This window comes from Erythrobacter sp. EC-HK427 (assembly GCF_902498745.1).
Taxonomy (GTDB): Bacteria; Pseudomonadota; Alphaproteobacteria; order Sphingomonadales; family Sphingomonadaceae; genus Alteraurantiacibacter.
This window is the reverse complement of sequence record NZ_LR701479.1, coordinates 119319-144351: the sequence shown is the minus strand read 5'-3', so window position 1 is coordinate 144351 and position 25033 is coordinate 119319. Positions and strand designations below refer to the sequence as shown.

The 25033-nt window shown below is 64.2% G+C and carries 25 protein-coding genes and 2 tRNA genes; 15 read left to right on the top strand and 12 right to left on the bottom strand.

Annotated elements, in window-relative coordinates:
- Positions 1-22: 22 nt before the first annotated feature.
- The 12 genes from GC121_RS00775 (at position 23) to GC121_RS00720 (ending at position 11217) form a co-directional block, all read left to right on the top strand.
- Positions 23-1615 (top strand): lipopolysaccharide assembly protein LapB, encoded by a 1593-nt coding sequence (locus GC121_RS00775; protein WP_199857689.1) that lies wholly within the window; start codon positions 23-25, stop codon positions 1613-1615.
- Positions 1616-1776: 161 nt separating this feature from the next.
- Positions 1777-2283 carry a YbjN domain-containing protein gene (locus GC121_RS00770; RefSeq protein WP_151972181.1) on the top strand — a complete coding sequence of 169 codons (507 nt, stop codon included), beginning with the start codon at positions 1777-1779 and terminating at the stop codon, positions 2281-2283.
- A gap of 49 nt (positions 2284-2332) precedes the next feature.
- A complete protein-coding gene (proC, locus tag GC121_RS00765) occupies positions 2333-3136 on the top strand; it encodes a pyrroline-5-carboxylate reductase (RefSeq protein WP_151972179.1) in 804 nt (267 codons plus the stop codon).
- 129 nt (positions 3137-3265) lie between these two features.
- On the top strand, positions 3266-4039 hold the full coding sequence (locus GC121_RS00760; RefSeq protein WP_151972177.1) for a Bax inhibitor-1/YccA family protein: 774 nt from the start codon (positions 3266-3268) through the stop codon (positions 4037-4039).
- A 163-nt stretch (positions 4040-4202) separates the two neighbouring features.
- Positions 4203-5153 carry a hypothetical protein gene (locus GC121_RS00755; RefSeq protein WP_151972175.1) on the top strand — a complete coding sequence of 317 codons (951 nt, stop codon included), beginning with the start codon at positions 4203-4205 and terminating at the stop codon, positions 5151-5153.
- A 105-nt stretch (positions 5154-5258) separates the two neighbouring features.
- Positions 5259-5334: transfer RNA gene (locus tag GC121_RS00750), tRNA-Ala, on the top strand.
- A gap of 157 nt (positions 5335-5491) precedes the next feature.
- Positions 5492-6559, top strand: a complete 1068-nt coding sequence (gene obgE / locus GC121_RS00745) for a GTPase ObgE (RefSeq protein ID WP_151972173.1) — start codon at positions 5492-5494, stop codon at positions 6557-6559.
- A gap of 81 nt (positions 6560-6640) precedes the next feature.
- Positions 6641-7774 carry a glutamate 5-kinase gene (gene proB / locus GC121_RS00740; protein ID WP_151972171.1) on the top strand — a complete coding sequence of 378 codons (1134 nt, stop codon included), beginning with the start codon at positions 6641-6643 and terminating at the stop codon, positions 7772-7774.
- A complete protein-coding gene (locus GC121_RS00735) occupies positions 7771-8679 on the top strand; it encodes an NAD(P)-dependent oxidoreductase (RefSeq protein ID WP_151972169.1) in 909 nt (302 codons plus the stop codon). Before proB ends, GC121_RS00735 begins: the two co-directional genes overlap by 4 nt.
- A gap of 140 nt (positions 8680-8819) precedes the next feature.
- Complete coding sequence (locus GC121_RS00730) at positions 8820-9212, top strand: hypothetical protein (RefSeq protein WP_151972168.1); 393 nt, start codon at positions 8820-8822, stop codon at positions 9210-9212.
- Between the two features lie 85 nt (positions 9213-9297).
- Positions 9298-10500 carry a cupin domain-containing protein gene (locus GC121_RS00725; protein ID WP_151972166.1) on the top strand — a complete coding sequence of 401 codons (1203 nt, stop codon included), beginning with the start codon at positions 9298-9300 and terminating at the stop codon, positions 10498-10500.
- 129 nt (positions 10501-10629) lie between these two features.
- Positions 10630-11217 (top strand): hypothetical protein, encoded by a 588-nt coding sequence (locus GC121_RS00720; protein ID WP_151972164.1) that lies wholly within the window; start codon positions 10630-10632, stop codon positions 11215-11217.
- A 10-nt stretch (positions 11218-11227) separates the two neighbouring features.
- Here GC121_RS00720 and GC121_RS00715 read toward each other — a convergent pair whose 3' ends face one another.
- From GC121_RS00715 to GC121_RS00675, 9 genes are all read right to left on the bottom strand, one after another.
- Positions 11228-12013, bottom strand: coding sequence for a phosphoadenylyl-sulfate reductase (locus GC121_RS00715; RefSeq protein WP_151972162.1), 786 nt, complete (start codon positions 12011-12013; stop codon positions 11228-11230).
- A complete protein-coding gene (locus GC121_RS00710; protein ID WP_151972160.1) occupies positions 12006-12461 on the bottom strand; it encodes a DUF934 domain-containing protein in 456 nt (151 codons plus the stop codon). Before GC121_RS00710 ends, GC121_RS00715 begins: the two co-directional genes overlap by 8 nt.
- Positions 12454-14136, bottom strand: a complete 1683-nt coding sequence (locus tag GC121_RS00705; protein WP_151972158.1) for a nitrite/sulfite reductase — start codon at positions 14134-14136, stop codon at positions 12454-12456. The genes GC121_RS00710 and GC121_RS00705 overlap by 8 nt, the downstream gene beginning before the upstream one ends.
- The gene (locus tag GC121_RS00700) at positions 14136-14432 is read right to left on the bottom strand and encodes a DUF2849 domain-containing protein (RefSeq protein ID WP_151972156.1); all 297 of its coding nucleotides are present in this window, start codon (positions 14430-14432) and stop codon (positions 14136-14138) included. The genes GC121_RS00705 and GC121_RS00700 overlap by 1 nt, the downstream gene beginning before the upstream one ends.
- Positions 14429-15184, bottom strand: coding sequence for a uroporphyrinogen-III C-methyltransferase (cobA, locus tag GC121_RS00695; protein WP_151972154.1), 756 nt, complete (start codon positions 15182-15184; stop codon positions 14429-14431). The genes GC121_RS00700 and cobA overlap by 4 nt, the downstream gene beginning before the upstream one ends.
- A gap of 69 nt (positions 15185-15253) precedes the next feature.
- A complete protein-coding gene (locus tag GC121_RS00690) occupies positions 15254-16372 on the bottom strand; it encodes a mechanosensitive ion channel family protein (RefSeq protein ID WP_151972152.1) in 1119 nt (372 codons plus the stop codon).
- Between the two features lies 1 nt (position 16373).
- Positions 16374-17630, bottom strand: a complete 1257-nt coding sequence (gene metC / locus GC121_RS00685) for a cystathionine beta-lyase (protein WP_151972150.1) — start codon at positions 17628-17630, stop codon at positions 16374-16376.
- Entirely contained in the window at positions 17582-18424 is an 843-nt protein-coding gene (locus GC121_RS00680; RefSeq protein ID WP_151972148.1) for a sulfurtransferase, read from the bottom strand. Before GC121_RS00680 ends, metC begins: the two co-directional genes overlap by 49 nt.
- Before the next feature lie 11 nt (positions 18425-18435).
- Positions 18436-18993: a hypothetical protein gene (locus tag GC121_RS00675; protein ID WP_151972146.1), complete on the bottom strand. Its 558-nt coding sequence runs from the start codon at positions 18991-18993 to the stop codon at positions 18436-18438.
- A gap of 78 nt (positions 18994-19071) precedes the next feature.
- Here GC121_RS00675 and queF point away from each other — a divergent pair, with 78 nt between their 5' ends.
- The 3 genes from queF to GC121_RS00660 all read left to right on the top strand — a co-directional run bounded on the left by queF (position 19072) and on the right by GC121_RS00660 (position 22384).
- The gene (gene queF / locus GC121_RS00670) at positions 19072-19536 is read left to right on the top strand and encodes a preQ(1) synthase (RefSeq protein WP_151972144.1); all 465 of its coding nucleotides are present in this window, start codon (positions 19072-19074) and stop codon (positions 19534-19536) included.
- Positions 19537-19611: 75 nt separating this feature from the next.
- A complete protein-coding gene (locus tag GC121_RS00665; RefSeq protein ID WP_151972142.1) occupies positions 19612-20916 on the top strand; it encodes a UDP-glucose/GDP-mannose dehydrogenase family protein in 1305 nt (434 codons plus the stop codon).
- Positions 20917-20980: 64 nt separating this feature from the next.
- Positions 20981-22384, top strand: coding sequence for a class I SAM-dependent methyltransferase (locus tag GC121_RS00660; protein WP_151972140.1), 1404 nt, complete (start codon positions 20981-20983; stop codon positions 22382-22384).
- Between the two features lie 252 nt (positions 22385-22636).
- On the opposite strand, the gene GC121_RS00655 is transcribed toward GC121_RS00660, so the two are convergent.
- From GC121_RS00655 to GC121_RS00645, 3 genes are all read right to left on the bottom strand, one after another.
- Positions 22637-22712: transfer RNA gene (locus GC121_RS00655), tRNA-Thr, on the bottom strand.
- Positions 22713-22826: 114 nt separating this feature from the next.
- Positions 22827-23696 (bottom strand): hypothetical protein, encoded by an 870-nt coding sequence (locus GC121_RS00650; protein ID WP_151972138.1) that lies wholly within the window; start codon positions 23694-23696, stop codon positions 22827-22829.
- Positions 23689-25008, bottom strand: a complete 1320-nt coding sequence (locus GC121_RS00645) for a replication-associated recombination protein A (protein WP_151972136.1) — start codon at positions 25006-25008, stop codon at positions 23689-23691. Before GC121_RS00645 ends, GC121_RS00650 begins: the two co-directional genes overlap by 8 nt.
- Positions 25009-25033: the final 25 nt, after the last annotated feature.

The following is a 25033-nucleotide window of genomic DNA, read 5'->3' as shown; positions in this document are numbered from 1 at the left end:
GTGCCGGTATAGGCCCATGCTTATGCGGTTTTCCATTCCTACCATCGCGCTGGCTGCGGCGATCATGCCCGCTATCACCGTGACCTCTGGCGACGCCCGGGCGCAGGAAGTGGTGCAGGCTCTGCCCGATCCGGCGCAGCGCGAACTGTCTGACGCGCTCGCGCGCTTGTCGAGCAATCCGCGCAACGTCCCTGCACTGATCGCGGCGGGCAATGCCTCGCTGCAACTGGGTGATGCGAACGCCGCACTTGGCTTCTTCAACCGCGCGCAAGAGGAACGCCCGAGCGACCCGCGCGTGCTGACCGGGCTGGCGCTGATCGCGGTGCAACGCGGCGAGGCGGTGACCGCCATCCAGCTGTTCGACAATGCCAATCTGCAAGGCGGCTATCTCGCGCCCTATGCGGCGGAACGCGGGCTGGCCTATGATCTGGTCGGCAACAACGGCCGTGCGCAGCGGCTTTACCGGCAGGCCCTGTCGCGTGAGGAGGATGACGAGGTCGTCCGGCGGCTGGCGCTTTCCTACGCGATTTCGGGCGATGCGGAGGCTTCGGAAACCACGCTGCTGCCGCTGCTGCAACGGCAGGACAGACGCGCCTTCCGCACCCGCGCCTTTGCGCTCGCCATTCTGGGGCGAGACGAGGAAGCGATGACGATTGCCGAAACGATGCTGCCGCCGCGCCTCTCGCAGCGCCTCACGCCCTATTTGCAATATATGCCCCGCCTCACGCCCGCGCAGCAGGCCGCCGCCGCCAATCAGGGCCGCTTCCCCGCCGTGGCGCAGATCGGGCAGGACAGCGCCGAGGTGCTCGCGCTGGCAGATGCGCCAGACAACGAGGTTGCAGAAGTTGCCGCGAATGATCGGCTGACACCGGCGGGCGAGCCGCTCGGCCCGGCGGTGACCGAGACGGTGGTTGCCGCCGTCCAGCCAGTGAGCGTGCCGCCAGTGGTGAGTGAGCCATCGGGCGAATTGCCCGCCCTCGCAGCGGCTGAACCGCCAGCGGTCGAAATGCCCGCTCCGCCGCCGCGCGCGCCGTCGCCAGTCGTGGCGGCAACGCGCGAAGTCGAGGCCTTGGCCGACGCTGCAAGTGTTGCGGATTCATCGCCGCCGATACCCGCAAGCGATACGCCGCGCCCGTCCTTCACCATCACCGAGCCGGTGGCTTTTGCCGAACCGGAGGAACGCACCGGCGAGCAATTGGAACTGGCCGAGGCCTTTGCCGATTTCCGCCTGCCCCCCGGCGGTCTCCCGGTCGTTCCGGCGGCTGGCGCGGTGGACATCACCACGATCGAGCCGGCGCGCCCGGCCCCGCCACCGCAGCCTGCGCCGGAGCCTGCGCCGCCCGCGCATCCCAGCCGCCATTGGGTGCAAGTGGCGACGGGGCAGGACACGGCCGCCTTTCGCTTCGACTGGCGGCGCATCGTGCGCAGCGCGGATGGTCTGCTTGATGGGCGCGATGCGTATAGCGTGCCGTGGAATGCGACGAATCGCCTCGTCACCGGCCCGTTCGAATCGCGGCAGGCAGCCAACCAGTTCGTCAGCGAACTGGCGGCGGCGGGCGTCGATTCCTTCCGCTTCACCAGCGCCGAAGGCGAGGAAGTGCGCGCCATCGATTAGACCCGCTGCGCACCGCATCGCACGGGCGCGGGCGGAGGTTGTGCACATCTTGTAAACAGGCCAGTTGGGTTTTGCCCAGCCGTTTACGGACCCCCCGATTGCGCGGATTATGCTTGCCAAGGCATTAAGCATGGCATGAGTTTACAGCGCAGACCCGCCCGATGAACATTGCCCGCGCCCGGATCGAGGAAGCCGATGATGCGGCGCCTGTCGAAATGCTTTGCGCGCTGTTTGAAGCGCATGGCTGGGCCTATGAACAGACGGTGGAAGAGGAAGTTTCTGCCCAGATTCCGGGTAGTTGGACGACGTACCAGCTGCGCGCCATCTGGCGGCGGGAAGACCGCGTGCTGCAATTGCTCTGCCTGCCCGAAATCCGCGTCAGCGATGAAAAGCGGGCGACCGCGTTTGAATTGCTGGGGCTTATCAACGAACAGCTCTGGCTCGGCCATTTCGATATTTGGTCGCAAGGCGGAATGCTGCTCTATCGCCACGGGCTGATGCTGGGCGATGACGGGATGCTGAGCATCGACATGGCGCAGATGGCCATCGAATCGGCGATTGCGGAAAGCGACCGTTTCTACCCCGCCTTCCAGTTCGTGCTGTGGGGCGACAAGTCCCCGCGCGCCGCGCTGGACGCTGCGATGGTGGATGCCGCCGGAGAGGCTTGAGACTTTCACCGGCTCGGTTATGGCGCATTACGCACATTCTGGAGGGGAAATGGCGGACACAGCGAAAATCCTTCTTGTCGGCTGCGGCAATATGGCGGGTGCGATGCTCGAAGGCTGGCTGGCAGGCGGCGTTCCGCGCGCAAGTTTCACCGTTGTAACGCCCACGCGCGAAAGCGTCCCGGGCAATGTCGAATTGCTCCGCGAGGTTCCCGAGGTGCGGCATTTCGATGCCGTGTTGCTGGGCTTCAAACCGCATATGTTGGCCGCCATCGCGCCGACTTTACAAGGTGTTGCAGGCGAGAGCACGGTTGTCCTCTCTGTCCTGGCAGGGGTGGAGTTGGATGTGCTGCGCCGCCATTTTCCCGCTGCGGGCGCGGTGGTGCGGGTGATGCCCAATCTCGCCTGCGCGCTGGGCAAATCGCCCATGGCGCTGGCGGAGGAAGGGCTGGATGAAGAAGCGCGCGAGGCGCTGTTCGCCTTCATGCAGCATCTCGGCACGCCTGCATGGGTGGGCGAAGATCGCTTCGATCTGGTCACAGCCTTGGCCGGGAGTGGCCCTGCCTTTGTCTATCGCTTTATCGATGCTCTGGGTGCGGCGGCGGTGCGGTTGGGCTTGCCCGAGGATCAGGCGCGCGAGCTGGCGATTGCGATGACCGAAGGCGCCACCGCGCTGGCGGCGCAGTCCGAACATTCGCCCGGCAGGCTGGCGGATATGGTCGCCAGCCCCGGCGGAGTGACGCGAGCCGGCCTGGATGTGCTCGACGATGCCGAGGCGATGACCCAATTGGTGACCAAAACCTTGCGCGCCGCGCGCGATCGCAGCGTGGAAATGGCGCGGGAGGCGCGCGATTGAGCCGATTTCAGGGTTAACATGATACTGTGTGACACGTGTCCGGTTTCCCTTGAAAATCGCTCGCAATATGCCAATATCATCAGCGATCCGGCCCACTATGGGGTGGCCGGGCACAAGGAGTTTTGAAACATGGCAAATTGGAATGACAACCAGACCCGGCAGGGTTTCGGAGTGTCTCCGGGCCAGACGGGTGATGTCACTGGCCGCACGACCTTCGATGCAGGCCTGCGCAAGCATATGCTCTCGATTTACAACTACATGGCGTCGGCAGTGCTGCTGACGGGCATCGTGGCGATGCTGACCGCGCAGAGCGGGCTGGCGATCCAGTTCGCCAGCGGCCCGCTAATGTGGCTGGTGGCATTGTCGCCGCTCGCCATCGTTTTTGCCATGAGCTTTGGCCGAGACCGCTTCTCGACCGGCACTTTGCAGGCGATGTTCTGGGGCTTTGCCGTCCTGATGGGCCTCTCGCTCTCGACGATCTTCCTCGTCTACACCGGGTCATCCATCGCGGCGACGTTCTTCGCAACGGCTGGTGCCTTCGCGGGCCTCAGCCTGTTCGGCTATACCACGCAGAAGGATCTTTCCGGCTGGGGCAGCTTCCTGATCATGGGTGTGATCGGCCTGATCATCGCCAGCGTCATCAACATTTTCCTCGGTTCGAGCACGCTTGATCTGGCGATCAGCTTCATCGGCGTGCTGATTTTCGCAGGCCTCACCGCTTATGATACGCAGCGTTTGAAGACCGAGTATCTGACGATCCAGCAGCTGAAGATGACCAATCCTAGCGTGGCCGCAGCCTACCCGCTGGGCAAGATGGTGATCATGGGGGCGCTGAACCTCTATCTCGATTTCATCAATATGTTCCTCTTCCTGCTGCGCTTCATGGGCGCTGCCCGCGAATAGGACGCGCCGCTGGCGGTCATTCACCGCAAGCCGGATTCGCTTGAACGTGCCCGGGGTGCAAATCTGCACTCCGGGCATTTTCTTTATGGCGTGCGCGCGATAGTCAGCTACGCTTCAGGCACAGCACGGGCATAATGCCCGCATGAGAGGATTTGCGCGTAACATGACGAAGGGCTCTGCATCCCGTCCCCCTCTGACCATCCGCCGGTTGGCGGCCAAGGCGGCTTTCGCAGCGGGCGGTGCCGTTCTGCTCGCCGCCTGCGCGACGACGCCTCCACCGCCTCCTCCTCCCCCGCCGCCGCCTCCGCCTCCGCCGGTGGTGGTGGAAACCGTCCCCTATCGTCCGATCCCGCCGTCACAGGCGCCATACCAGATGGAGTTCCCGCGCAAGGACGCCATGGGCATTCGGCAGACGGTGAATAGCGGGCTGGGCGAGGACGAGACGATCTGGCACTTCCGCTCCGGCTGGAACGTGGCCGCGCTCAATTGCACCCGCGCCGAATATCAGCCGATCGTGGACGCTTACGGCGCGATGCTGCGCGCCGAAGCTCGATTGCTCACGGCCGTCAATTCCCGGCTCGATGCGCGCTATCGCAGCGATGCGGGCGGTGACCGCCGCCGCGCGATCCGTGACCGTGAAACCGAGATGACCGAGGTCTACAACTATTTCGCCATGCCGCCCGCGCGCCGCGATTTCTGTGCCGCCGCGCTCGACGTGGCCAACGCCTATCTGGCGGCTGCGCCCGAAAACTTCTCGCTTTTCGCCGTCGACGGCCTGCAACGCTATGAGCAGGCCTTCGAAGCCTTCTTCTCCGCCTACGAAGATTACGAGGTACAGTCGGCCGCTTGGGATGTGCGTTACGGCACCGAATATGGCCGCTCGCAGCCGGGCTGGGTGGCGATTTACGGCAATACGCTGCAACAGCAGAATGCGGGCGTGGCCGCGCAGGGTTTTGCGCCCGATGCGCTGGTCAGCGTTCCCGGCGACGAATCGGGCGCGGTGATCCCGATCATCCCGGTGGATGAAGGCTCTGTCTCCACGCCGGTGGTGCAGCCCATTCCGGGCGAGGATATCGTGGTCCCGCCAACCGCATCGGGCAGTGACGAAGGGTAACAGTACCGCGTTCGCGCGGGCGAATTTCCCTCTTTTCGGCATCGCCGCAACGGGCTAAGAGCCGCGCCTTCGCCTTGCATGACGCAAAGTGGGGCAAACTGGAACGGGGCCGTAGCTCAGATGGGAGAGCGCGTCGTTCGCAATGACGAGGTCAGGGGTTCGATCCCCCTCGGCTCCACCAGTTTTCCGCTAACGCCCGCATTTTGGCCGGATGCGCAGGCAAGCTGCGCCCGTTGCGGGCGGGCGGTCGCCCTTGCGGGTCGCTGGACGCGGCCCGATACCGCTATTAGAAGCGGTTCAGCGTTCCTTCCGCCTGTCCTTACTTCTGGAGATTTCCGATCCACTTCCTCGATCAAGCCAAAGTCTATCTCAAATCCGGTGGCGGAGGCCCGGGAGCGGTCAGCTTCCGGCGTGAAAAGTATGTCGAATATGGTGGCCCCGATGGCGGCAATGGCGGCAAGGGTGGCGATATCATCATGCGCGCGGTGCCCGGCCTCAATACGCTGATCGATTTCCGCTATACCCAGCACTTCAAGGCCGCGCGCGGCGGGCATGGCATGGGCAAAGACCGCTATGGCGCGGGCGCGGAGGATCTCGTGATCGACGTGCCCGTGGGGACACAGGTCTTGTCTGAAGACAAGGAAGAGGTGCTCGCCGATTTCACCCATGAAGGGCAGGAAATCGTGCTGCTCGAAGGCGGGATCGGCGGACGCGGCAATGCTTCCTACAAAACCTCCACCAATCGCGCGCCGCGCCAGCACCAGCCGGGGATGCCGGGCGAGGAGATGTGGGTGTGGCTGCGGCTGAAACTGCTCGCCGATGTGGGGCTTGTCGGCCTGCCCAATGCGGGCAAATCGACCTTTATCAACGCGGTCAGCAATGCGGGCGCGAAAGTTGGCGATTACGCCTTCACCACGCTTGTTCCGAAGCTGGGAGTGGTGAACCACAAGGGCCGCGAATTTGTGCTGGCGGATATTCCCGGCCTGATCGAAGGCGCGGCAGAAGGGGCGGGGATTGGCGATCGCTTCCTCGGCCATATCGAACGCTGCCGCGTGCTCATCCATCTGATCGACATCGCCGGGGAAGACCCGGTGGAAGCGATGCGGATCGTTGATAGCGAACTCGAAGCCTATGGCGCGGGACTTGACGGCAAGACACGGCTGGTTGCGCTCAACAAGCTCGATCTGGCCGATGCCGAATTGGGTGATGCCTTTGGCGACGAGCTGAAAAAGGCCGGGGCGGATGATGTGTTCGTGATTTCCAGCGCGACCGGCGCGGGAATCCCCAAATTGCTGGACGCCGTCCTCAGCTATCTGCCGGACAAAACCATGACCGAACAGCCCGATACGGTTCCCGATGACGACAGCGAGGAGCCTGCCGAAGCCAAGCCGTGGTCGCCCATCTGATCGCGCGGCCTCATTAGGCGGGATACGCAGGCAGAAAATCCCTCTGGCCCGCATCCGGTGCTTGCCCTAACCCTTTGCCCCATGCCCATTCAAACGCTTCTCGATTTCCGCGATCCGACGATCTGCAAGACGCTGGTCATCAAAATCGGCAGCGCGTTGCTGGTCGATGCGTCGGGGCGGGTGGAGATGGAGTGGCTACGCACGGTCGTCCACGATATCTGGACGGCCCGCGAGCTGGGGATGGACGTTGTGGTGGTCAGCTCCGGTTCGATTGCCATCGGGGCCAAGCGGCTGCAATTCGAAGGCGGCGGGCGCAAGACGCTGACCGAAGCGCAGGCCTCGGCCTCGGTCGGGCAGATCGAACTTGCCTCGGTCTGGGCGAGCCTGCTGGCCGAGCGCAATCTCATCGCCGCGCAAATGCTGCTGACCCTCGATGATTTTGAGAACCGCAGCCGCTATCTCAATATTTCGGGCACGATCCGCCGCCTGTTGAAAAGCGGGGTGGTGCCGGTGGTGAACGAGAATGACACGATTGCGACCGGCGAAATCCGCTTTGGTGACAATGACCGGCTCGCCGCGCGGGTGGCGCAGGCCTGCGATGCCGACGGGATCTTCCTGCTGACCGATGTCGATGGCCTGTATGACAAGCACCCGAGCGAGCCTGACGCCACGCGGCTGGACGAAGTGCGCGGGGTGACTCCGGAAATCCACGCCATGGCCGATAGCGGATCGGGCTCCGGCCTCGGATCGGGGGGCATGACCGCCAAGCTGCTCGCCGCCGAAATTGCCGAGCGGGCGGGCATTGCGCTGGCCATTATCGACGGGCGGAGCGAAATGCCGCTGGCGCGCGCCATGGCCTCGCAAGCGGGCACGCTGTTCGTGCCCCAGCGCGAGGAAAGCGGACGGCGCGGGTGGATCGGCGGGCGGATGCGCTTTAGGGGATCGATCACGGTCGATGACGGCTGTGTTGCCGCCCTGCGCCGCGGCAAGAGCGTGCTGGCGGCGGGCATTACCGGCGTTTCCGGCAATTTCGAGCGAGGCGATATCATCCAGGTGCTCGATCTGGCGGGCGCCGAAATTGCCAAGGGCCTCGTCGAGTATGACGTGGACGATGTCGCGGCGATCAAGGGGCGGCAGAGCGATGCGCTGGAGGCGATCCTTGGCCACACGCCGCGCTCGGCGGTGATCCACCGCGATCATCTGGTGCTGATGTGAGTATCGCGATCACCGGCGGCACCGGCTTTGTCGGGCAGGCGGTGCTCGACGCGGCAGAGCAGGGAAGTCTGGCCGTCAGCGCGCTGACGCGGCGCGAGCAGCCCGACCGCAAGGGCGTGCGCTGGGTGCGCGGCGATTTGTCCGACCAGCCCGCGCTGGCGGAACTGGTGCGGGGCGCTACGGCAGTGGTGCACATTGCCGGCGTCGTGAACGCGCCCGATGCTGCGGGTTTTCGCGCGGGGAATGTGGAGGGCACACAAAACGTCGTTGCCGCCGCGCGCGAGGCCGGGGTCTCCCGGTTCATCCACGTCTCTTCGCTCGCCGCACGCGAGCCGGGTCTGTCGATGTATGGCCATTCCAAGCGGTTGGGCGAGGAAGTGGTGCAAGTGTCGGGGCTCGACTGGACGATCGTGCGCCCGCCCGGTGTCTATGGCCCGCGCGATACCGAAATTTTCGAACTGTTCCGCGCCGCACGGCTGCGGGTAATGCCGATGCCGCCAGCGGGGCGCGCGTCGTTTATCCATGTCGAGGATCTGGCGCGCCTGCTGCTGGCACTGGTCAATGCGGGCGAGGGATCGCGCGAACGGATATTCGAACCCGATGACGGGACGCTGGGCGGCTGGTCGCACACCGGGTTCGCCAAGGCCATCGGCAAGGCCATGGGGAAAGCGGTTTGGGCACCGGCCATGCCCGCAGCCCTGCTGCTGGGTGCGGGCAGACTTGATCGCGCCCTACGCGGTGCCAGGGCCAAGCTGACGCCCGACCGCGCCCGCTATATGGCGCATCCTGACTGGGTGTCCGACCCCGCCCGAGTCGTGCCGCCGGGTGTCTGGCAGCCGGTCGTCGAAACGCAGCGCGGACTTGCGCAAACCGCGCAATGGTATCGCGATAACGGGTGGTTATGACAATTGCTGACATTTTTGTAGGGAGGGCTTGCCATTTCGATTTGTAAATCTAGTATCTCCTCATCAGGGCACCTTGTGGGATAGAGGTGCCTGGGAAACCTTCGGCAGGGACGCCGGGGCATAAGTTGGGGGATTTTCGTATGGCAAAAAGAGCAAAGCCCGTATCGCGTCGTTCGTTTGTGGGCCTGATTACGGGCGCAGCGGCGGCGACTGTTATCGCCGTTCCGGCCATTGCGCAGCAGGCGCGCACCGGCCGCACCGACAGCGATCCGAATGACCAAGCCGGTTACGGACGTACGGGCCTGACTGATTCCGACGCCAATGACCGGGCCGGCTATGGCCGCGGCTCCTCGGGCGTCACCGATTCGGATAGCGGCGCGAACAGCGATTGCGGTGGCCGTGGTCGCGGCGCCAGCAACGGCACCAGCGATAGCGATCCGAACGACCAGGCCGGTTATGGCCGCACAGGCGTGACCGACGCGGACGATAGCGACCGTGCCGGTCGTGGCCGTGGCCGCGGTTCCTGCGCGTAACCTCGCGCATTCACTGAAAACCATATCGGGGGCTGGCATCGCTGGCCCCCGATCTGTTTCTGGCACCTGAAACCGGAATGGAAAAATGAGCCTCGATACTTCGGCGCAAGATGCGCTGGCGATGATGATTGCACCGCTTTCGGCAGATGAATTCTTCGCCGAATATTACGAGCGCAGACATTTCCGCAAGCCGCAGAAGAGCGAGGCCGCGGCTGCTTTGCTGAGCCTTGACCGCATAGACGAGATCCTCTCCGACAGCGAATTGCCGCCGACATCGATCAGCATGGCGAAATCGGGCGAAGGGCTGCCCGAAACCGAATATACCTTTGCCAATGGCGTGGTCGATCGCGGATCGGTGCTCGACAATTTCCGTGACGGCGCCACGATCGTCCTGCCGCAGCTGCATCTGGCCGATGGCAAGCTCTACCAGTTCTGCCTCGCGCTGGAGCGGCAATTCGGCGCGCGCATCCAGACCAATATCTATCTCACACCGCCCAGTGCCCACGGCTTCGGCGTGCATTACGACGATCACGATGTCTTCGTGATCCAGATTTCCGGCGCGAAGGAATGGGAAATCTATGGCGACCGCGATGGGCTACCTTTCAAAGGCGAGAGCTTCCGCAAGGGTGTGCACGATACGGGCGACTTGAAGGAAAAGTTTGTCCTCAACCCCGGCGAGTGTCTCTACGTTCCGCGCGGCACCGCGCACCGCGCGCCCAATCACGGCGACGAGCCTAGCCTCCATATCACTGTCGGCATTCTGGTGCAGACCTGGGCGGAATTCATGCTGGAGGCGATGGCCGAGGCCAGCTTGCGCATCCCCGAAATGCGCCACTCGCTGCCGCGCGACCTGTTTTTCGAAGGCGGCGAAGTGACCGAGCGCCATGCGCAGACCTTTCGCCATCTGGTGAACGAGTTGGCTGAGAAGGCGAGCTTTGATGCGACTTTGGCCGCGTTTTCGGGCAATTTCGTGCGCGGTCAGGGGCCGCGTCTGCGGGGCGCGCTGCTATCGCTCGCCAACGGCATTGGGCCGGACGATCTGCTCACGATCCGCGAGCATATCCTGTTCAGCTTCGAAGCGGCACCGAACGAAGATGGCGGGATCGAACAGCAGATCGTGCTGTCGGGCGCTAGCATTCCGATGAGCGACGAATTGGCGGATCAGCTGCGCGAGAAAATCGCCGCAGGATCGATGCGCAAAAGCGATTTCAGCGTCAGCGATAGCGAAGAGCTGAACGATGTGATCGACACGCTGGTCGCCTACGGCCTGCTGCTGCGCGCGAGCTAGGATTGCACGCTTGAGCCGCACGATTTTTGCGCTGGACTCGCGCCGATTCGCAACGCAAGCTGGGTTTCACGGCCCGGTTAGAGGCCGGACGGGACGCATCCTTGTGGCACGCGTGGGCGGAGGATGGCAGTGGCGACGATCAATGCACAATATCTTCAGCGGGCAGAGGCGCTGCGCGAAGTCGCGGGCGGCAACGTAACGCTCAATCCAGCCAAGCACAGCGACGAAATGACCGGCGGCATCCGCAATCCGCGCCGGGTGGAAATCGCGGCGGGCACCAAGATACTGCGTTTTGGAATCGCGCCCGATGCCAGCCGGGTGGCCAGCGGCAATTGGTGGCTCGACTGGGAGAATTACGCGCAGGTTGAACAGATGGCGGATCGCAAGGGCGGTGGAATCGCGGCCATGGCCCGGCTGATGTGCGGCGTGCCCACCGATTGGGGCGGCGAGCTTGGGATGACAATGCTGGTGCAGGCGAGCGTGAAGCAGCCGCTTTCGGCGTTCCGGGGCGAAGGTGCGGTGGCCGAAAGCGTCAATGTCTATGGCGTCATATCCCGCATTGACCCAGGGCTGTATTCGGATGGCCTGTTCGAACAGCTATATATCCCCGGCCTCGGCAATCCTGATTTGCGCAAAGCGGCGATCCATATTGTCGGTGCGCGCTTCGTCACACCCGGCGAAAGCCGCGACGGCTATACGCCCGAACTCAGCTGGTGAGCGAGCAACCTTACAGGAAGGGCTCGTAACCCGGCGGCAGGTCACTTGCCTGCGATGTGCCACCACTGTCGGTGTGGATGCCGCATTCGGTTTTGTCCCAACCGCGCCAGCGGCCCGCGCGCGGGTCTTCGCCCGGTGCCACTGGGGATGTGCAAGGCGCGCAGCCGACCGAGAGGAAGCCCTTCGCTTCCCGCGGATGGCGCGGCAAATTGCGCTCTTCGAAATAGGCGTCGAGATCGGCCTTCACCCAATCCCCCAGCGGGTTGAGCTTCAACCGCCCGTCCTCGACTTCAAAACGCGGAATGTTCTGTCGCGTGACCGATTGGAACGCCTTGCGTCCCGAGATCCACGCATCGAGCCAGGCCTTGGCGCGCGCCAAAGGCTCCACCTTGCGGATCGCGCAGCAGCCATCGGGATCGTATGACCAGCGCAGACCCGTTTCGTCCTTGGCGCGAAGTGTGTCCTCGTTTGGGGTCACGACGTCGGCATTCTCGATGCCCAGCCGCGCGATCAGCGTCTCGCGATAGGCTAGCGTTTCGGGAAACATCTTCAGCGTATCGACGAAAATCACCGGAATGCTCCGGTCAGCACGGGCGACCAGATCGAGCAGCACCGCGCTTTCGGTGCCGAAGCTGGAAACGACGGCAACGCGGCCCAGCGTGCCTTCGGCAAACAGCGCGCGCAGCATGGTAAGCGTCTCGACACCTTCGAACCGCGCATTCAGCGCGTCCGCATCCGCCTGCATAAACGCAGGGGCGGTGTCGATCACATCCAAGCGGCGAACAGCCTCAGCCATGACGCAGCGTCCAGATCGGAACCGCGCCATCTGTGGTCGGCTGATAGACGGCCGGAAAACGCGCCAATGCCGCTGCGACATCGGCTTCGTCGAGCGGTTTGTCGGGCGCAAAGGCGTCGAACCCGCAGCGGCGCATATGGGCGATCTGGTCTACCCCGACATCGCCCACCGCGCGGATTTCGCCGGTATAGCCGTGTTCGCGCAGCAAGCGGGCGGCGGAATAGCCGCGCCCGTCGCCAAACACGGGGAAGTTCACCTCGACCAGTTGCAGCCGCGCCAGATGCGGCAGAAGCGCGCGCGCATCATCGCCCGGTTCGATCCGCACGGCGGAGGCGTCCTCTTGTTCGAGGAACGAGTCGACAGTCACCTGCGCGCCGTCCGCCACCGGATCATCACGGAAGCGCAGCTGCACGGCATCGGGGCCGGTGCCGAGGACGGGATCAACCATAGAGCGCCTCCTTGAACGGAGCCATGCCGAGGCGGCGATAGGTATCGAGGAAGCGTTCGCCCTCCTGCCGTTCGGCCAGATAGGTGTCGGTGACCTTTTCGACCGCATCGACAATCCCCGCCTCGTCAAAGCCGGGGCCTGTGATCTTGGCGAGCGAAACGTCCTCCGCCTCGCTCCCGCCGAGCAGCAGCTGGTAATTCTCGACGCCCTTCTTGTCGACGCCCAGAATGCCGATATGGCCCGCATGGTGATGCCCGCAGGCATTGATGCAGCCGGAGATTTTGAGCTTCAATTCGCCCAGCACATCGCCCTTGCCGGTCTCCGCAAACCGCCGCGAGATATTCTGCGCTATGGGGATGGAGCGGGCATTGGCGAGGCTGCAATAATCGAGGCCGGGGCAGGCGATAATATCGTCCACCTGGTCAAGATTGGGCGTACCGAGGCCCGCTGCGTACAGCTTTGCGTAGAGTTCGGGAAGGCGGGCGATTTCGACATGGGGCAGCACGATATTCTGCGTGTGCATGACGCGGCATTCATCGAAACTGTATTCGCGGGCGAGTTCCGCCATCAGGTGCATTTGCTCTGCCGTCGCATCGCCGGGAATGCCGCCGACGGGCTTGAGGCTGATGACGGCGGAGGTGTAATCCGGATGATGGTGGGGGTTGAGATTGCGCCGCGCCCATTTCGCAAAGCCGTCATTCCCGCGAAGGCGGGAATCCAGCTTTGCTTCGATCCGCTGCGCAAAGGCAGCGGGGTCCCCGCCTTCGCGGGGATGACGGAGGGGTTCGGGAAGCTCGAAATACCCCTTGATCCGCTCTAGCTCGGCCAACGGTGGTTCGACGCCCTGATCCAGCAGATGCGCGAATTCGGCCTCCACCTGCCGCGCATATTCGTCCGCGCCCAGTTCATGGACGAGGATTTTGATGCGCGCCTTGTACTTGTTGTCGCGCCGCCCGTAGCGGTTGTAGACGCGCAAACAGGCCTCGGCGTAGGTCACCAACTGGTCGAGCGGGACGAAGTCGCGGATCAGCGGAGCGATCATCGGGGTGCGCCCCATGCCGCCACCGACATAGAAGGCCGCGCCCAATTCGCCGCTATCATTGCGGACGATATTGATGCCGATATCGTGCAGCCGCATCGCCGCGCGATCCTTGTCCGACGCGATCACCGCGATCTTGAACTTGCGCGGCAGGTAACTGAATTCGGGGTGGAGGCTCGACCATTGGCGCAGCAATTCGGCATAGGGGCGAGGGTCAACCCGCTCGTCCGCTGCCGCGCCCGCGAAATGGTCGGAGGAAATATTGCGGATGCAATTCCCGCTCGTCTGGATGGCGTGCATTTCCACCTCGGCGAGATCGGCCAAGATGTCGCCCGCATCCTCCAGCTTGATCCAGTTGTACTGGATATTCTGCCGCGTCGTGAAGTGGCCGTAGCCCTTGTCGTATGTGTCCGCGATGTCGGCGAGTGCGTGCATCTGGCGGCTCGACAGCGTGCCATAGGGGATGGCGACGCGCAGCATATAGGCGTGGAGTTGCAGGTAGAGCCCGTTCATCAGCCGCAGCGGCTTGAACTGGTCTTCGCTCAGTCTGCCTTCGAGCCGACGGCGCGCCTGATCGCGGAACTCCGCGACACGGGCATCGACCATCGCCTGGTCATATTGGTCATAAATATACATCAGATCACCCAGTCCCAGCCGCGCTCGGCGGCGGCTTTGTAGCCAAGATCGGGCCGCACCGTCGGGCCAAGGGCGCGCACCCGATCCTTGATGTGCGCGGGGCGCGGGCCGTCATCGGTCAACTCCGCATCGATGGCGTAGGAAGCGTTGACACGGCGCGCGCTCTCCTCGGCGGCGAGGATATCGGCGGCGTGCTCGCCTGCATCAACGGCATCGGCGATATGGAGCGACCAGCCCTGGCCGTTCCACCACACGACCGCGCCGGTTTTGAGATCATTTCCGGTGAGGATTTTCACAAGGCATACTCCGAAGCGACAGCCGCGACGGCGGCATTGGCGCGCGCCGTCACATCGCCGATCACGATCAGCGCAGGGCTTTGCACCTGCTCGGCTTCCACCAGATCGGGCAAGGCCGCCAATGGCCCGCGCAGCACGCGCATTTCGGGGCGGCAGGCGTTCTCGATCACCGCCAGCGGCATATCGGGCGCAAGGCCGTCGGCCATCAGCTTTTCGGCGATCTGCCCAGCGGTTTTGACGCCCATATAGATCACCAGCGTGCGGCCGACGCCTGCGAGGCCCGACCAGTCCTGTTCGGACAGGCCCTTGCATTGGCCGGCGACGAAGCTGACGATGCTCGCGCTATCGCGGTGGGTGAGGGGGATGCCCGCAGCAGCCGCGGCACCATTGGCGGAGGAAATGCCGGGGACGATCTCCACCCGCACACCGGCGGCTTGCGCGTCTTCCATCTCTTCCCCGCCGCGCCCGAAAATGAACGGATCGCCGCCTTTGAGGCGAACGACATCGCGGCCTTTGAGTGCTTCGCGCACCAGCAGCCCGTTGATCTCCTCCTGCGGCAGAGTATGCCGCGCGCGTTGCTTGGCGACCGAGACCAGCTCCGCATCGGGGCGGGCGAGGGCGAGGATGGCGGGATCGACCAGCCCGTCATGCACGATCAATCCGGCGCGTTCTATCAGCCGCGCCGCGCGCAGGGTCAGCAGGTCGGGATCGCCCGGCCCTGCGCCAACGAGGTATATTGTGCCTTTTTGCATGGCGGCCCAGATGGCCGCATCGCGCCGCCAGCGCCAACGAGAATGCTTTGCCGGGGGCGAAGGTGAACTTTACTCGCCCGGCTCGCGCTTGGCTTCCACCCGCTGCGAAATCGCTGCCACCAATTGCTGGAACTGTGCATTGTCGCGCAGATTGAGGTCGCGCTGCGGGTAGGGGATTTCGATGCCGTTTTCCTGGAAAAGATCCCACAACCGGTTGAGCACTTCGGAACGGACATTGCCGACGCCCATTTCCGGGTCTTCGATCCAGCAATGGATGGTGTAATTGACGCTGTTGTCGCCATATTCGGCCATCCACACGGTCGGCTTGGGGGTTTCGAGGACCCGTTTGCAGCTCGCCGCCGCTTCCAGCATCAGTGTCTGCGCCAGCTTCTGATCGCAGCCATAACCGATGCCGACATGCACCTGCATCCGCACCTTGCGGCTGGAATAGGACCAGTTCTCCACTTGATTGACCATCAGGTTTTCGTTGGGAATCAGATATTCGCGTTCATCCCGCGTGGTGATGGAGACGGCGCGGATGCCGATTTTGCGGATTTGTCCGAAGGTTTCATTGCCCGCCTGATCGGCAATCGCGATCACGTCCCCCGGCTTGATCGACTTGTCCATCAGGAGGATGATCCCCGCGATCAAATTGCCGAAGGTCTTTTGCAGGCCGAAGCCGATGGCAAGGCCGAACGCGCCAGAAAAGACCGCGAGCGCCGTCAAGTCGATGCCGAGAATGTCGATCCCGATCAGGATGGCGACAGCCCACAGCGCGACTGTGAGGATCTTCTCCGCCAAGAGCCGCTGCGACACGTCGAGCCTGGTGGCGCGTTTCAGTCCCGATTTGGCGAGCCGCGTGCTGATGCGCGCAAACAGGAACACGCCGACCACCACCAGGATGACAACCAGCAGTGTCCACACCGAAAAGCGCGTATCGGCGACGGTAAAGCCCCAAGCGTCGAGCTGCTCGATCATACCCCCCAGCGTCGCCGAACTGTCGGACACCGAGTCCGCGATAGCGTCCGCGCCGGAGACAGCTTCCTCTGCCGCACTGGCTGGTTCGGGACTCGCCTCAACCGGAGCGGCGGCTGGTTCTGCCGCTGTCGTCTCAGTCCCGCTATCGGGCGTCGCTTCGGTTAGTTCGGCGGCTGGCTCGGTAGCGGGGGCGGCGGTGGGTGCAGTCACATTACGTCTCCATGGCGGCGAAGGCGCGGGTCAGGTCGCGGATCAGATCGCCGGGGTCTTCCAGCCCGATGCTCAGCCGCACACCAAGGCCGCTTCCGGCGTCGGCGTCACTCGGCCAAGCATTGAAATCGCGCACCCGGGCAGGATCGACCGGGATCGCCAGACTTTCATACCCACCCCAACTAAATCCGATGCCGAAGAGTTCCAAACTATCGAGGAAACGGGCGCGCGCCCTCACATCGGCATCGCGCAAGGTGAAGCTGAACAGCCCGCAGCCGCCGGAGAAATCGCGCTGCCAGATGTCATAGCCCGGCGCGCCGGGCAGCATGGGGCAGAGGACGGAGGCGACTTCAGAGCGGCTTTGCAGCCAGTCGGCCACTGCAAGTGCACTTTTCGTCGATTGCTCAAGCCGCACGCCCATTGTCCTGAGGCCGCGCAGGGCCAGCGCGGCATCGTCGGGCGAGACGACTTGCCCCAGAAACTGCGCGTGGTTGCGGATGCGCTCGATAAGCGGTTGCTTGGCCGAGGCGCTGCCCATCATTAGGTCGGAATGCCCGCCCACGTGTTTGGTGAGGCTCATCACCGAAACATCGCAGCCCCGCTCCAGCGCCGGAAATCCCAGCGGCGAGGCCCAGGTGTTGTCGATTACCGACAGCACGCCCTTCTCGCGCGCAATCGCGGTGAGGGCGGGAATATCGCACACTTCCATCGTCAGACTGCCGGGGTTTTCCAGCATCACGAGTTTGGTGGCAGGGCCGATGGCTTGGGCGAAACCATCCACATCGAGCGGATCGAAGGCGCGCGCTGAAATGTCGAAGCGTTTGAGCAGGCCCAAGGCCGCCGTGCGGGTGGGCTCGTAGGCATTGTCGGCGAACAGCAATTCGTCGCCGGGGCGCAGCAGCGCCATCAGCGTGCAGCTGATCGCCGCGACGCCGCTGGGAAACAGTTCGGTGCCATCCGCGCCCGGTTCGAGCGCGGTCAGCGCCTCTGCCAGCGCCCATTGCGTCGGCCCGCCGCGCCTTCCGTAATAGAAATGCCCGTCTGCGTTGGGGCGGCCCTGCGCCAGATCGGCGGTGCTGTCATACAAATGCGTGCTGCTGCGCCAGACCGGCGGATTGACCACGCCGCCCGGCTGGCCTTCAACGCGTGTCCATTGCTTGCGCCGCCCGACTTCGACCAGCCTTGTGGCAGGTTTGTGCGTGTCCTCGCTCAATCCGCGTCTCCTGTTGCCACCGGTAGCGAGGGGTCTGCGCCCCATTCGCTCCAGCTGCCATCATACAGCGCGCCGTCCTTGCCGGTGAGATGCAGCGCCAGCAGCAGAACAGAGGCGGTGATGCCGCTGCCGCAAGTGGCAGTCACAGGCGCGTCGAGATCGATGCCTGCGCCCGTAAAGGCGGCGCGAATGCCCTCCGCATCCTTGAACGTGCTGTCCGCGTTCAGCACGTCGCCGAAAGGCAGATTGCGCGCGCCGGGAATGTGGCCAGCAGCAACACCGGGGCGGAAATCGCCCTCCTCGCCGCGAAACCGCGCTGCGCCGCGCGCATCGACCACCTGCTCGGAACGGCTGTCGATATTGGCGAGCATATCTGCCTTGAACCGCACTTCTCCCGTCCCGCCGCTGGTGGTGAAACGGGCTGGTTCGGCGGTCACTTCGCCGCTCTCGACCGGATATCCCTCTGCCTGCCATTTCTGCATTCCGCCATCGAGCACGTGGAGCGGGCCGATGCCGTAGCGGCGCAGGATAAACCACGCCCGCGCGGCAGAGCGTAGGGCCGAATTGTCATACAGCACAATCGCGCTGCCATTTGAGACGCCCAACGCGCCCAGCCGTGCTTCGACTTGCGCGCGTGTCGGAATGGCCGCGGGTACCGGACTATCGGGATCGTACAGGCCTTTGAGATCGAGGAAGCGCGCACCCGGAATGTGGGCTTGCGCAAACTCCGCAGCCGCATCGCGTCCCGCATCTGGCAAATGCGCCGACGCATCGAGGATCACGAAATCGCGGTTGTCCAGACGGTCTGCCAGCCATTGGGTCGAAGCGAGAATATCCATAGCTTACCGGACTAGGCGGCGTCACTCTCGCTGGCAATGGCGGCGCGGTTCTTCCGGCGTCCGACGGGCGCTGCGACCAGGCTGGAATGGACTTGCAACGCTCCGTCGCAAGCGAGAGCTTCGGGCATGGCATCGTCCTGCACCGCTCGCTTGCCGACCAGATAGGCCTGCCTTGTCGGCAAAATCCCCGCGCCGACCATGCGCAAGCGCACGAGCGGCAGGATTTTTTGCGTGAGGCCCAGAAACGGCACAAACTTGTCGCGCGGCAATTGCCATTCGCCCGAAAGCGCCGCCTCCTCTCCCGGTGCCAGCATCCTGATCTGGTGCAGGCGAGCCTGCATCGTATCGGGGCCGGACAAGTCCTCCCTGTCCGGCGCGGCGGTGCGGGTGCTGACCAGATCGCTCCACACCCGCAGGCCGACAATATGCGCCTCGCCCGCATTGGTGAGCGTCAGCCGCCAGTTCATCCGTGCATTGCCCGGGCCGATTGACAGCCGCAGCGGTTCGAACGCCAGATCCAGCGTACTCCGGGTGATGCCATCATCGGGCGCGATGCTATTGTCGCTCATGCAGGCAGCATAGGCAGCGATGGCACGGCGATAAAGCCCGCTTGTATCGCGGCCTCTCTCGCGGCAAAGGCAGGGCCCATGACCGATACGACCAACAGCCAGCCGCAATTTCTCGGCCAGCAGACTCCGCTCCCCGCCTCGCCAGAGGAGGCGGTGCTCGATTACGTGCCCAATCCGCGCGGCGGAGAGCTGTATCTAGTGCGCTTTGCGGTGCCCGAATTCACCTCGCTCTGCCCCGTCACCGGCGCGCCCGATTTCGCGCATCTGGTGATCGATTATGCGCCCGGCGCAACGATTGTGGAGAGCAAGAGCCTGAAGCTATTTCTCGGTTCCTTCCGCAACCACAACGGCTTTCACGAGGATGTGACCGTTGGCATCGGCCAACGCCTCTTCAGCGAGATGCAGCCCCGCTGGCTGCGCATTGGCGGATATTGGTATCCGCGCGGCGGCATTCCGATTGACGTGTTCTGGCAAAGCGGCGCGCCGCCCGAAGGCTTGTGGCTGCCCGATCAGGGCGTGGCCCCCTATCGTGGGCGCGGTTGAGCCGCCGCACTTGTCTTGTTAACGCCCTGTGGAGTAGGGCGCTCCCCTGACCTTTCACGCTAGGACGGATTTTCTATGCGCATCGTAATGATCGGCACCGGCTATGTGGGCCTCGTTTCCGGCGCCTGCTTTGCCGATTTCGGGCACAATGTCGTCTGCGTCGACAAAGACCAGTCGAAGATCGATGCGCTGCTCAACGGCGAAATTCCGATTTTCGAGCCCGGGCTGGACGAACTGGTGGCGCGCAATTTTGCCACTGGCCGCCTGTCCTTCACGCTCGATCTGGCTGAAGCGCTACCGGGTGCGGATGCGGTATTTATCGCAGTGGGCACGCCCTCGCGGCGCGGCGATGGCCATGCCGACCTCTCCTATGTTTACGCCGCGGCCAAGGAGATGGCACCGATGTTGCCCGCAGGCGTGGTGGTGGTCGACAAGTCGACCGTCCCCGTGGGCACGGGTGACGAGGTGGAGCGGATCATCCGCGAAACCGCGCCCGAGCTCGAATTCTCCGTCGCCAGCAACCCCGAATTCCTGCGTGAAGGCGCGGCGATCGACGATTTCAAGCGGCCCGACCGCGTGGTCATCGGCGTCAATGATGAACACGCCGAGCGGGTCTTGCGCGAAATCTACCGCCCGCTCACCCGCAACGAATCCCCGCTGGTAACGATGAGCCGGCGCGGGGCGGAGCTGACCAAATATGCCGCCAACGCTTTTCTGGCGACCAAGATCGGTTTCATCAACGAAATTGCCGATTTGTGCGAGAAAGTCGGCGCGGATGTGCGCGATGTGGCGAAGGGTATCGGTCTTGATACCCGCATCGGCAACCGCTTCCTGATGCCCGGCCCCGGCTATGGCGGATCGTGCTTCCCCAAGGATACGCTCGCGCTCATCAAGACCGGGCAGGATTACGAAGCGCCGTTGCGGATTGTCGAAAGCGTGGTGGCGAGCAACGATACCCGCAAGCGCAGCATGGGCCGCAAGGTCATCAACGCGATGGGCGGCGGTGAGTTGCACGGCAAGACCGTGGCGGTGCTGGGCCTGACCTTCAAAGCCAATACCGACGATATGCGTGATAGCCCCGCTATCAGCGTGGTGCAGGCCTTGCAGGATGCGGGCATCACGGTGAAGGCGCACGATCCCGAGGGCATGGAGCAGGCGAAGAAGGTGCTCGACAAGGTCACCTATTGCGATGGCCCTTACGAGGCGCTGGACGGCGCGGATGCAGCAGTGATCGTGACCGAGTGGGACACCTTCCGCGCGCTCGATCTGGAAAAGATGAAGGCCCTCCTCAAAACGCCGCTGCTGGTCGATCTGCGCAATCTCTACAGCCGCAGCGATGTCGAAGCGCATGGCTTCACCTACGTCGCAGTGGGGCGCTGATTAGGGGCAAGACACCGGGCATTTGATCGGCTAGCTTCGCCGTCGGCTTGAGCAGGGGAAAGCGATGGGCGAGGCTACGAGTTACGACGCGGTCGAATATCCTGCATCGAGCTATCCCACCACCCATCCGAGCCATCTGGCCGCGCTGGCCGCGCTGCACGGGCTCGCTGCGCCCGACCCGCAAACGTGCCGCGTGCTCGAAATCGCAGGCGGGGACGGGATCAATCTGGCTGCGATGGCGGCTGGGTTGCCGCAGGCGCATTTCACCAGCTTCGATCTGTCCACTGCCGCAGTCGAGCGCGGACGGCGCGTGGTCGCGGCGGCAGGCTTGACCAATGTCGATATCGTATTGGGGGATTTGCTCGATTGGGCCGACGGGGCCGAGGGGCAATACGACTATATTATCGCGCACGGCCTCTATGCCTGGGTGCCCGAATCGGTGCGCGCGGCGATGTGGCGGCTGGTTGCGCGGGTGCTTGCGCCCGAGGGGATCGCCTTTGTTAGCTATAACGCGCAGCCGGGCGGGTATCTGCGGATGGCGGTGCGCGATATGCTGCTTCACGCGCTGGACGGGCTGGAGGGCGATGCGCGCATGGCCAAGGCGCACGCGGTGTTGCAGGCCTACTCCACCCAGCGCGAGGGCGAGCGGCTGACCCAGCAGGCCCTTCGCGCAGTGGCAGAGCCGATGGCGTTGAAGAATGACGGCTCGCTGTTTCATGACGAACTGGGCGAATGCTACGCCCCGCAATCGCTGGTGCAGATGGCTTCGGCGGCGGGGTCGCACGGGCTGGCCTTCCTCAACGATGCGCTGCCCAAAATGGTGACCGACGGGCTGCCGGGCGAAGCTTTGGACGACGCCGAAGTTGTGCGTGCCGCGCAGGCGAGCGATTATGAAGCGGTGACGTTTTTCCACCAGAGCCTGTTCGTGCGCGAAGGCCGCGCGCCTTGCCGAGTGGTGGATCCGGCGGCATTCGGCCACCTGCTCGCCAGCGCCAAGCTGGAGCGGAAAAGCGCAACCGAATTCGTCCATGAGGAAGGGCCGTTCGAGATCGACGATGCGGCGATGGCCGATTTCCTCGGCGAAATGGCGGCGGCATGGCCCGAACGCCTGCCATTGGCGCGTTTTGCCGGGGATGCGGAAAAGCAGGCGGGGGTATTGGAGCTATACCAGAACGGACTGGTGCAGCTTCATGCGGCGCCATTCCCCGGAACCACTGCACCCGGCGACGCTCCCGAAGCGAGCGCGCTCGTCCGTGCACAGGTGGCGCTGGGCGCGCCGATCCTGTTCTCGCTCGATATGCGCGTGGTAACGATGCCGCCCGGCCCGCGGCATTTCCTGTCGTTGATGGACGGCACCCGCAGCCGCGAACAACTGGCCGCTGACTGGGGCAAGAGCGAGTTCGACGATCAGGTGAGCGCAGACGATGCAATTGCACAATTGGCAAAAGCGGGGCTGGTGCTCTCCTGAGCCTACTGGCTGACGCAAGCGCAATGCCAGCGTCCTTCGACAGGCTCAGGACGAGCGGGACTTATCGAGGGAGAGCAGCGCGACGCGCCCGAGGCCACGCGGCCGTCCCGAAGATGCCGCGCAGCCGGAACGCAGTCCCGGCGAAGCGAACAGCATCGAGGAAAATCGCGCGGGTGCGTTGTTAAGGATACAACTGCGCGCGTCAGCGCCCGAGCGCAAGGCGCGACCCGCAGATGCGCGATTTCAAAATGATGGTGCCGGTTAGAGGATTCGAACCCCTGGCCTGATGATTACAAATCAACTGCTCTACCAACTGAGCTAAACCGGCATTCTGTTTGCCCTACCGCTTCGCTGCTTGAGGGCGTGTTGTTTGCCCGCTTGGTCGACACATTCTGTCCTCAAGCAGCGAAGCGGTAGGACGACAACAGGGCGCGCCTTTGCCTTAAGCGGCGCCAAACGTCCAGCCCTCTGTGCGGGCAATCAGCGGGGTGAGACCGGCAGGCGACCATAGTGCCACATCGCCTGCCACCTTGCGCAGCCAGGCTGCCGAAACCAGCGCATCGGTCGCATGATCGTCCACCCCGCCGCTGCGCCCCAGCGGGGGGCTGCCGAGATGAGCCAGCCCTGCGTCAAGCTCTTCCCAGCTGCGTATTTTGCTGCGCGAAGCACTGCGGCCCGCCGCCATCGCTGCCAGCGCGGTGTAAATCTCCACGATCACAGGGCCGTCAAGCGGCAGCGGATCTATGGGCCAGACGGGGACTTTGCCTTCCAGCCGGTGCAAGACGCGCATTCCGGTCAGGCTCGATTTGCCGACCTGCGCCGCACCGACGAGGTTGAAGTTGGAGTAGGGCTTGCACCCCATCAGCGCCTGCGCGCTTTCGGCAACGCGGAAGCGGCCTCTGCCGCCTCCAAACCGCGCACCCTCGCGCCCGCCATGGCGCCGGAAATAGGCGCTTGCTTGCGGGTGATCGACAAAGCTGGAGGCGGAAAGATGCGGGTCGCCTTCGCAAATGCTGTCGATCAGCGCCCAGAGCGCCTTCGCATCGGCGGGCGAGCGTTCCCAGCCGGGGAAGAACGCGCCGTGATCGGCAAAGGGCAGGGCAATCCCCAGATCGAGCCCGACCAGCGCATTGTCCGGCATTTCATCGCGCAGCACCGCCAGCACTTCCTCGCGCGACCAGCCCTTGCGGCGTTCGACCAGCACAGGCGGCCCGCCATCGCGGTGCGCAACCGCCATGGTGATCGCCCGGTGCCACTCCCCCTGCGCGCCAGACCAATCGACGGCGATGAAATGCTCGAAATCCCTAACCACGCCGCTCCTCGCGCAGCCGCGCCAAGTAATCCAGCCGTTCGCGCACCTTCCGCTCGAATCCGCGTTCGACCGGCTTGTAGAACTCCTGCTGCTCCATCTCCTCCGGCCAGTAATCGTCGCCCGAAAATCCCTCTTCGGTATCGTGATCGTAAGTGTAGCCTGCGCCGTAGCCGAGCTTCTTCATCATCCCCGTTGCCGGATTGACGATGTTCATCGGCGGCATCAGGCTGCCCGTTTCCTTCGCGCTGCGATAGGCGGCCTTTTGCGCCATATACACGGCATTCGATTTGGGCGCGGTGGCGAGGTAGATGCAGGCCTGCACCAGCGCCAGCTCGCCCTCCGGACTGCCGAGGAATTGATACGCATCCTTTGCCGCCATGCACTGGGTCAGCGCGGCGGGATCGGCCATGCCGATATCCTCCACCGCCATGCGCACCAGCCGCCGCGCGAGGAACAGCGGCTCTTCCCCCGCCACCAGCATCCGCGCGAGGTAATACAGCGCCGCCTGCGGGTCTGATCCGCGCACCGCCTTGTGTAGGGCAGAGATGAGGTTGTAATGGCCTTCGCGATCCTTGTCATAGACCGCGACGCGGCGTTGCAGGAACTGGCCAAGGTCGGCGGGGTCGAGCGGCGCATCGATCTGCGCGTTGTAGAGCGTTTCGGCCTGGTTGAGCAGGAAGCGCCCGTCGCCATCGGCGGTTGCGATCAGCGCCTCGCGCGCTTCGGGCGTGAGCGGAAGCGGGCCTTGCAGCTCCTCCGCCCGCTCCAGCAATTTGCCCAAAGCCGCCGCATCGAGCCGTTGCAGCACCAGCACTTGCGCACGGCTGAGCAAAGCGGCGTTCAACTCGAAGCTGGGGTTCTCGGTTGTCGCGCCCACCAGCGTCACCGCGCCGCGCTCCACAAAGGGCAGGAAGCCATCCTGCTGCGCGCGGTTGAAGCGGTGGATTTCGTCCACGAACAGGAGCGTGCGTTGACCCATCTTCTGCGCGGTCTCGGCAGCGGCGAAGGCTTTTTTCAGGTCTGCCACACCGGAAAAGACCGCGCTCACCGCTTCGTAGCGCATCCCCACCGCATCGGCGAGCAGGCGGGCAATGCTCGTCTTGCCGGTGCCGGGCGGCCCCCACAGGATCATGCTGGAAAGCTTGGCCGCCGCGACCATCCGCCCGATTGCGCCCTCGGGGCCGGTGAGATGCTCTTGCCCGATCACCTCATCCAGCGCGCGCGGGCGCAGCCGGTCGGCCAAGGGGGCGTCGGCAGGCGGCTCGCCCGGCGAGCGGTCTTGCTGCGGATCATCGGCAAAAAGGTCGGCCATCGGTGCAAGACTTAGGCGAAGGCCG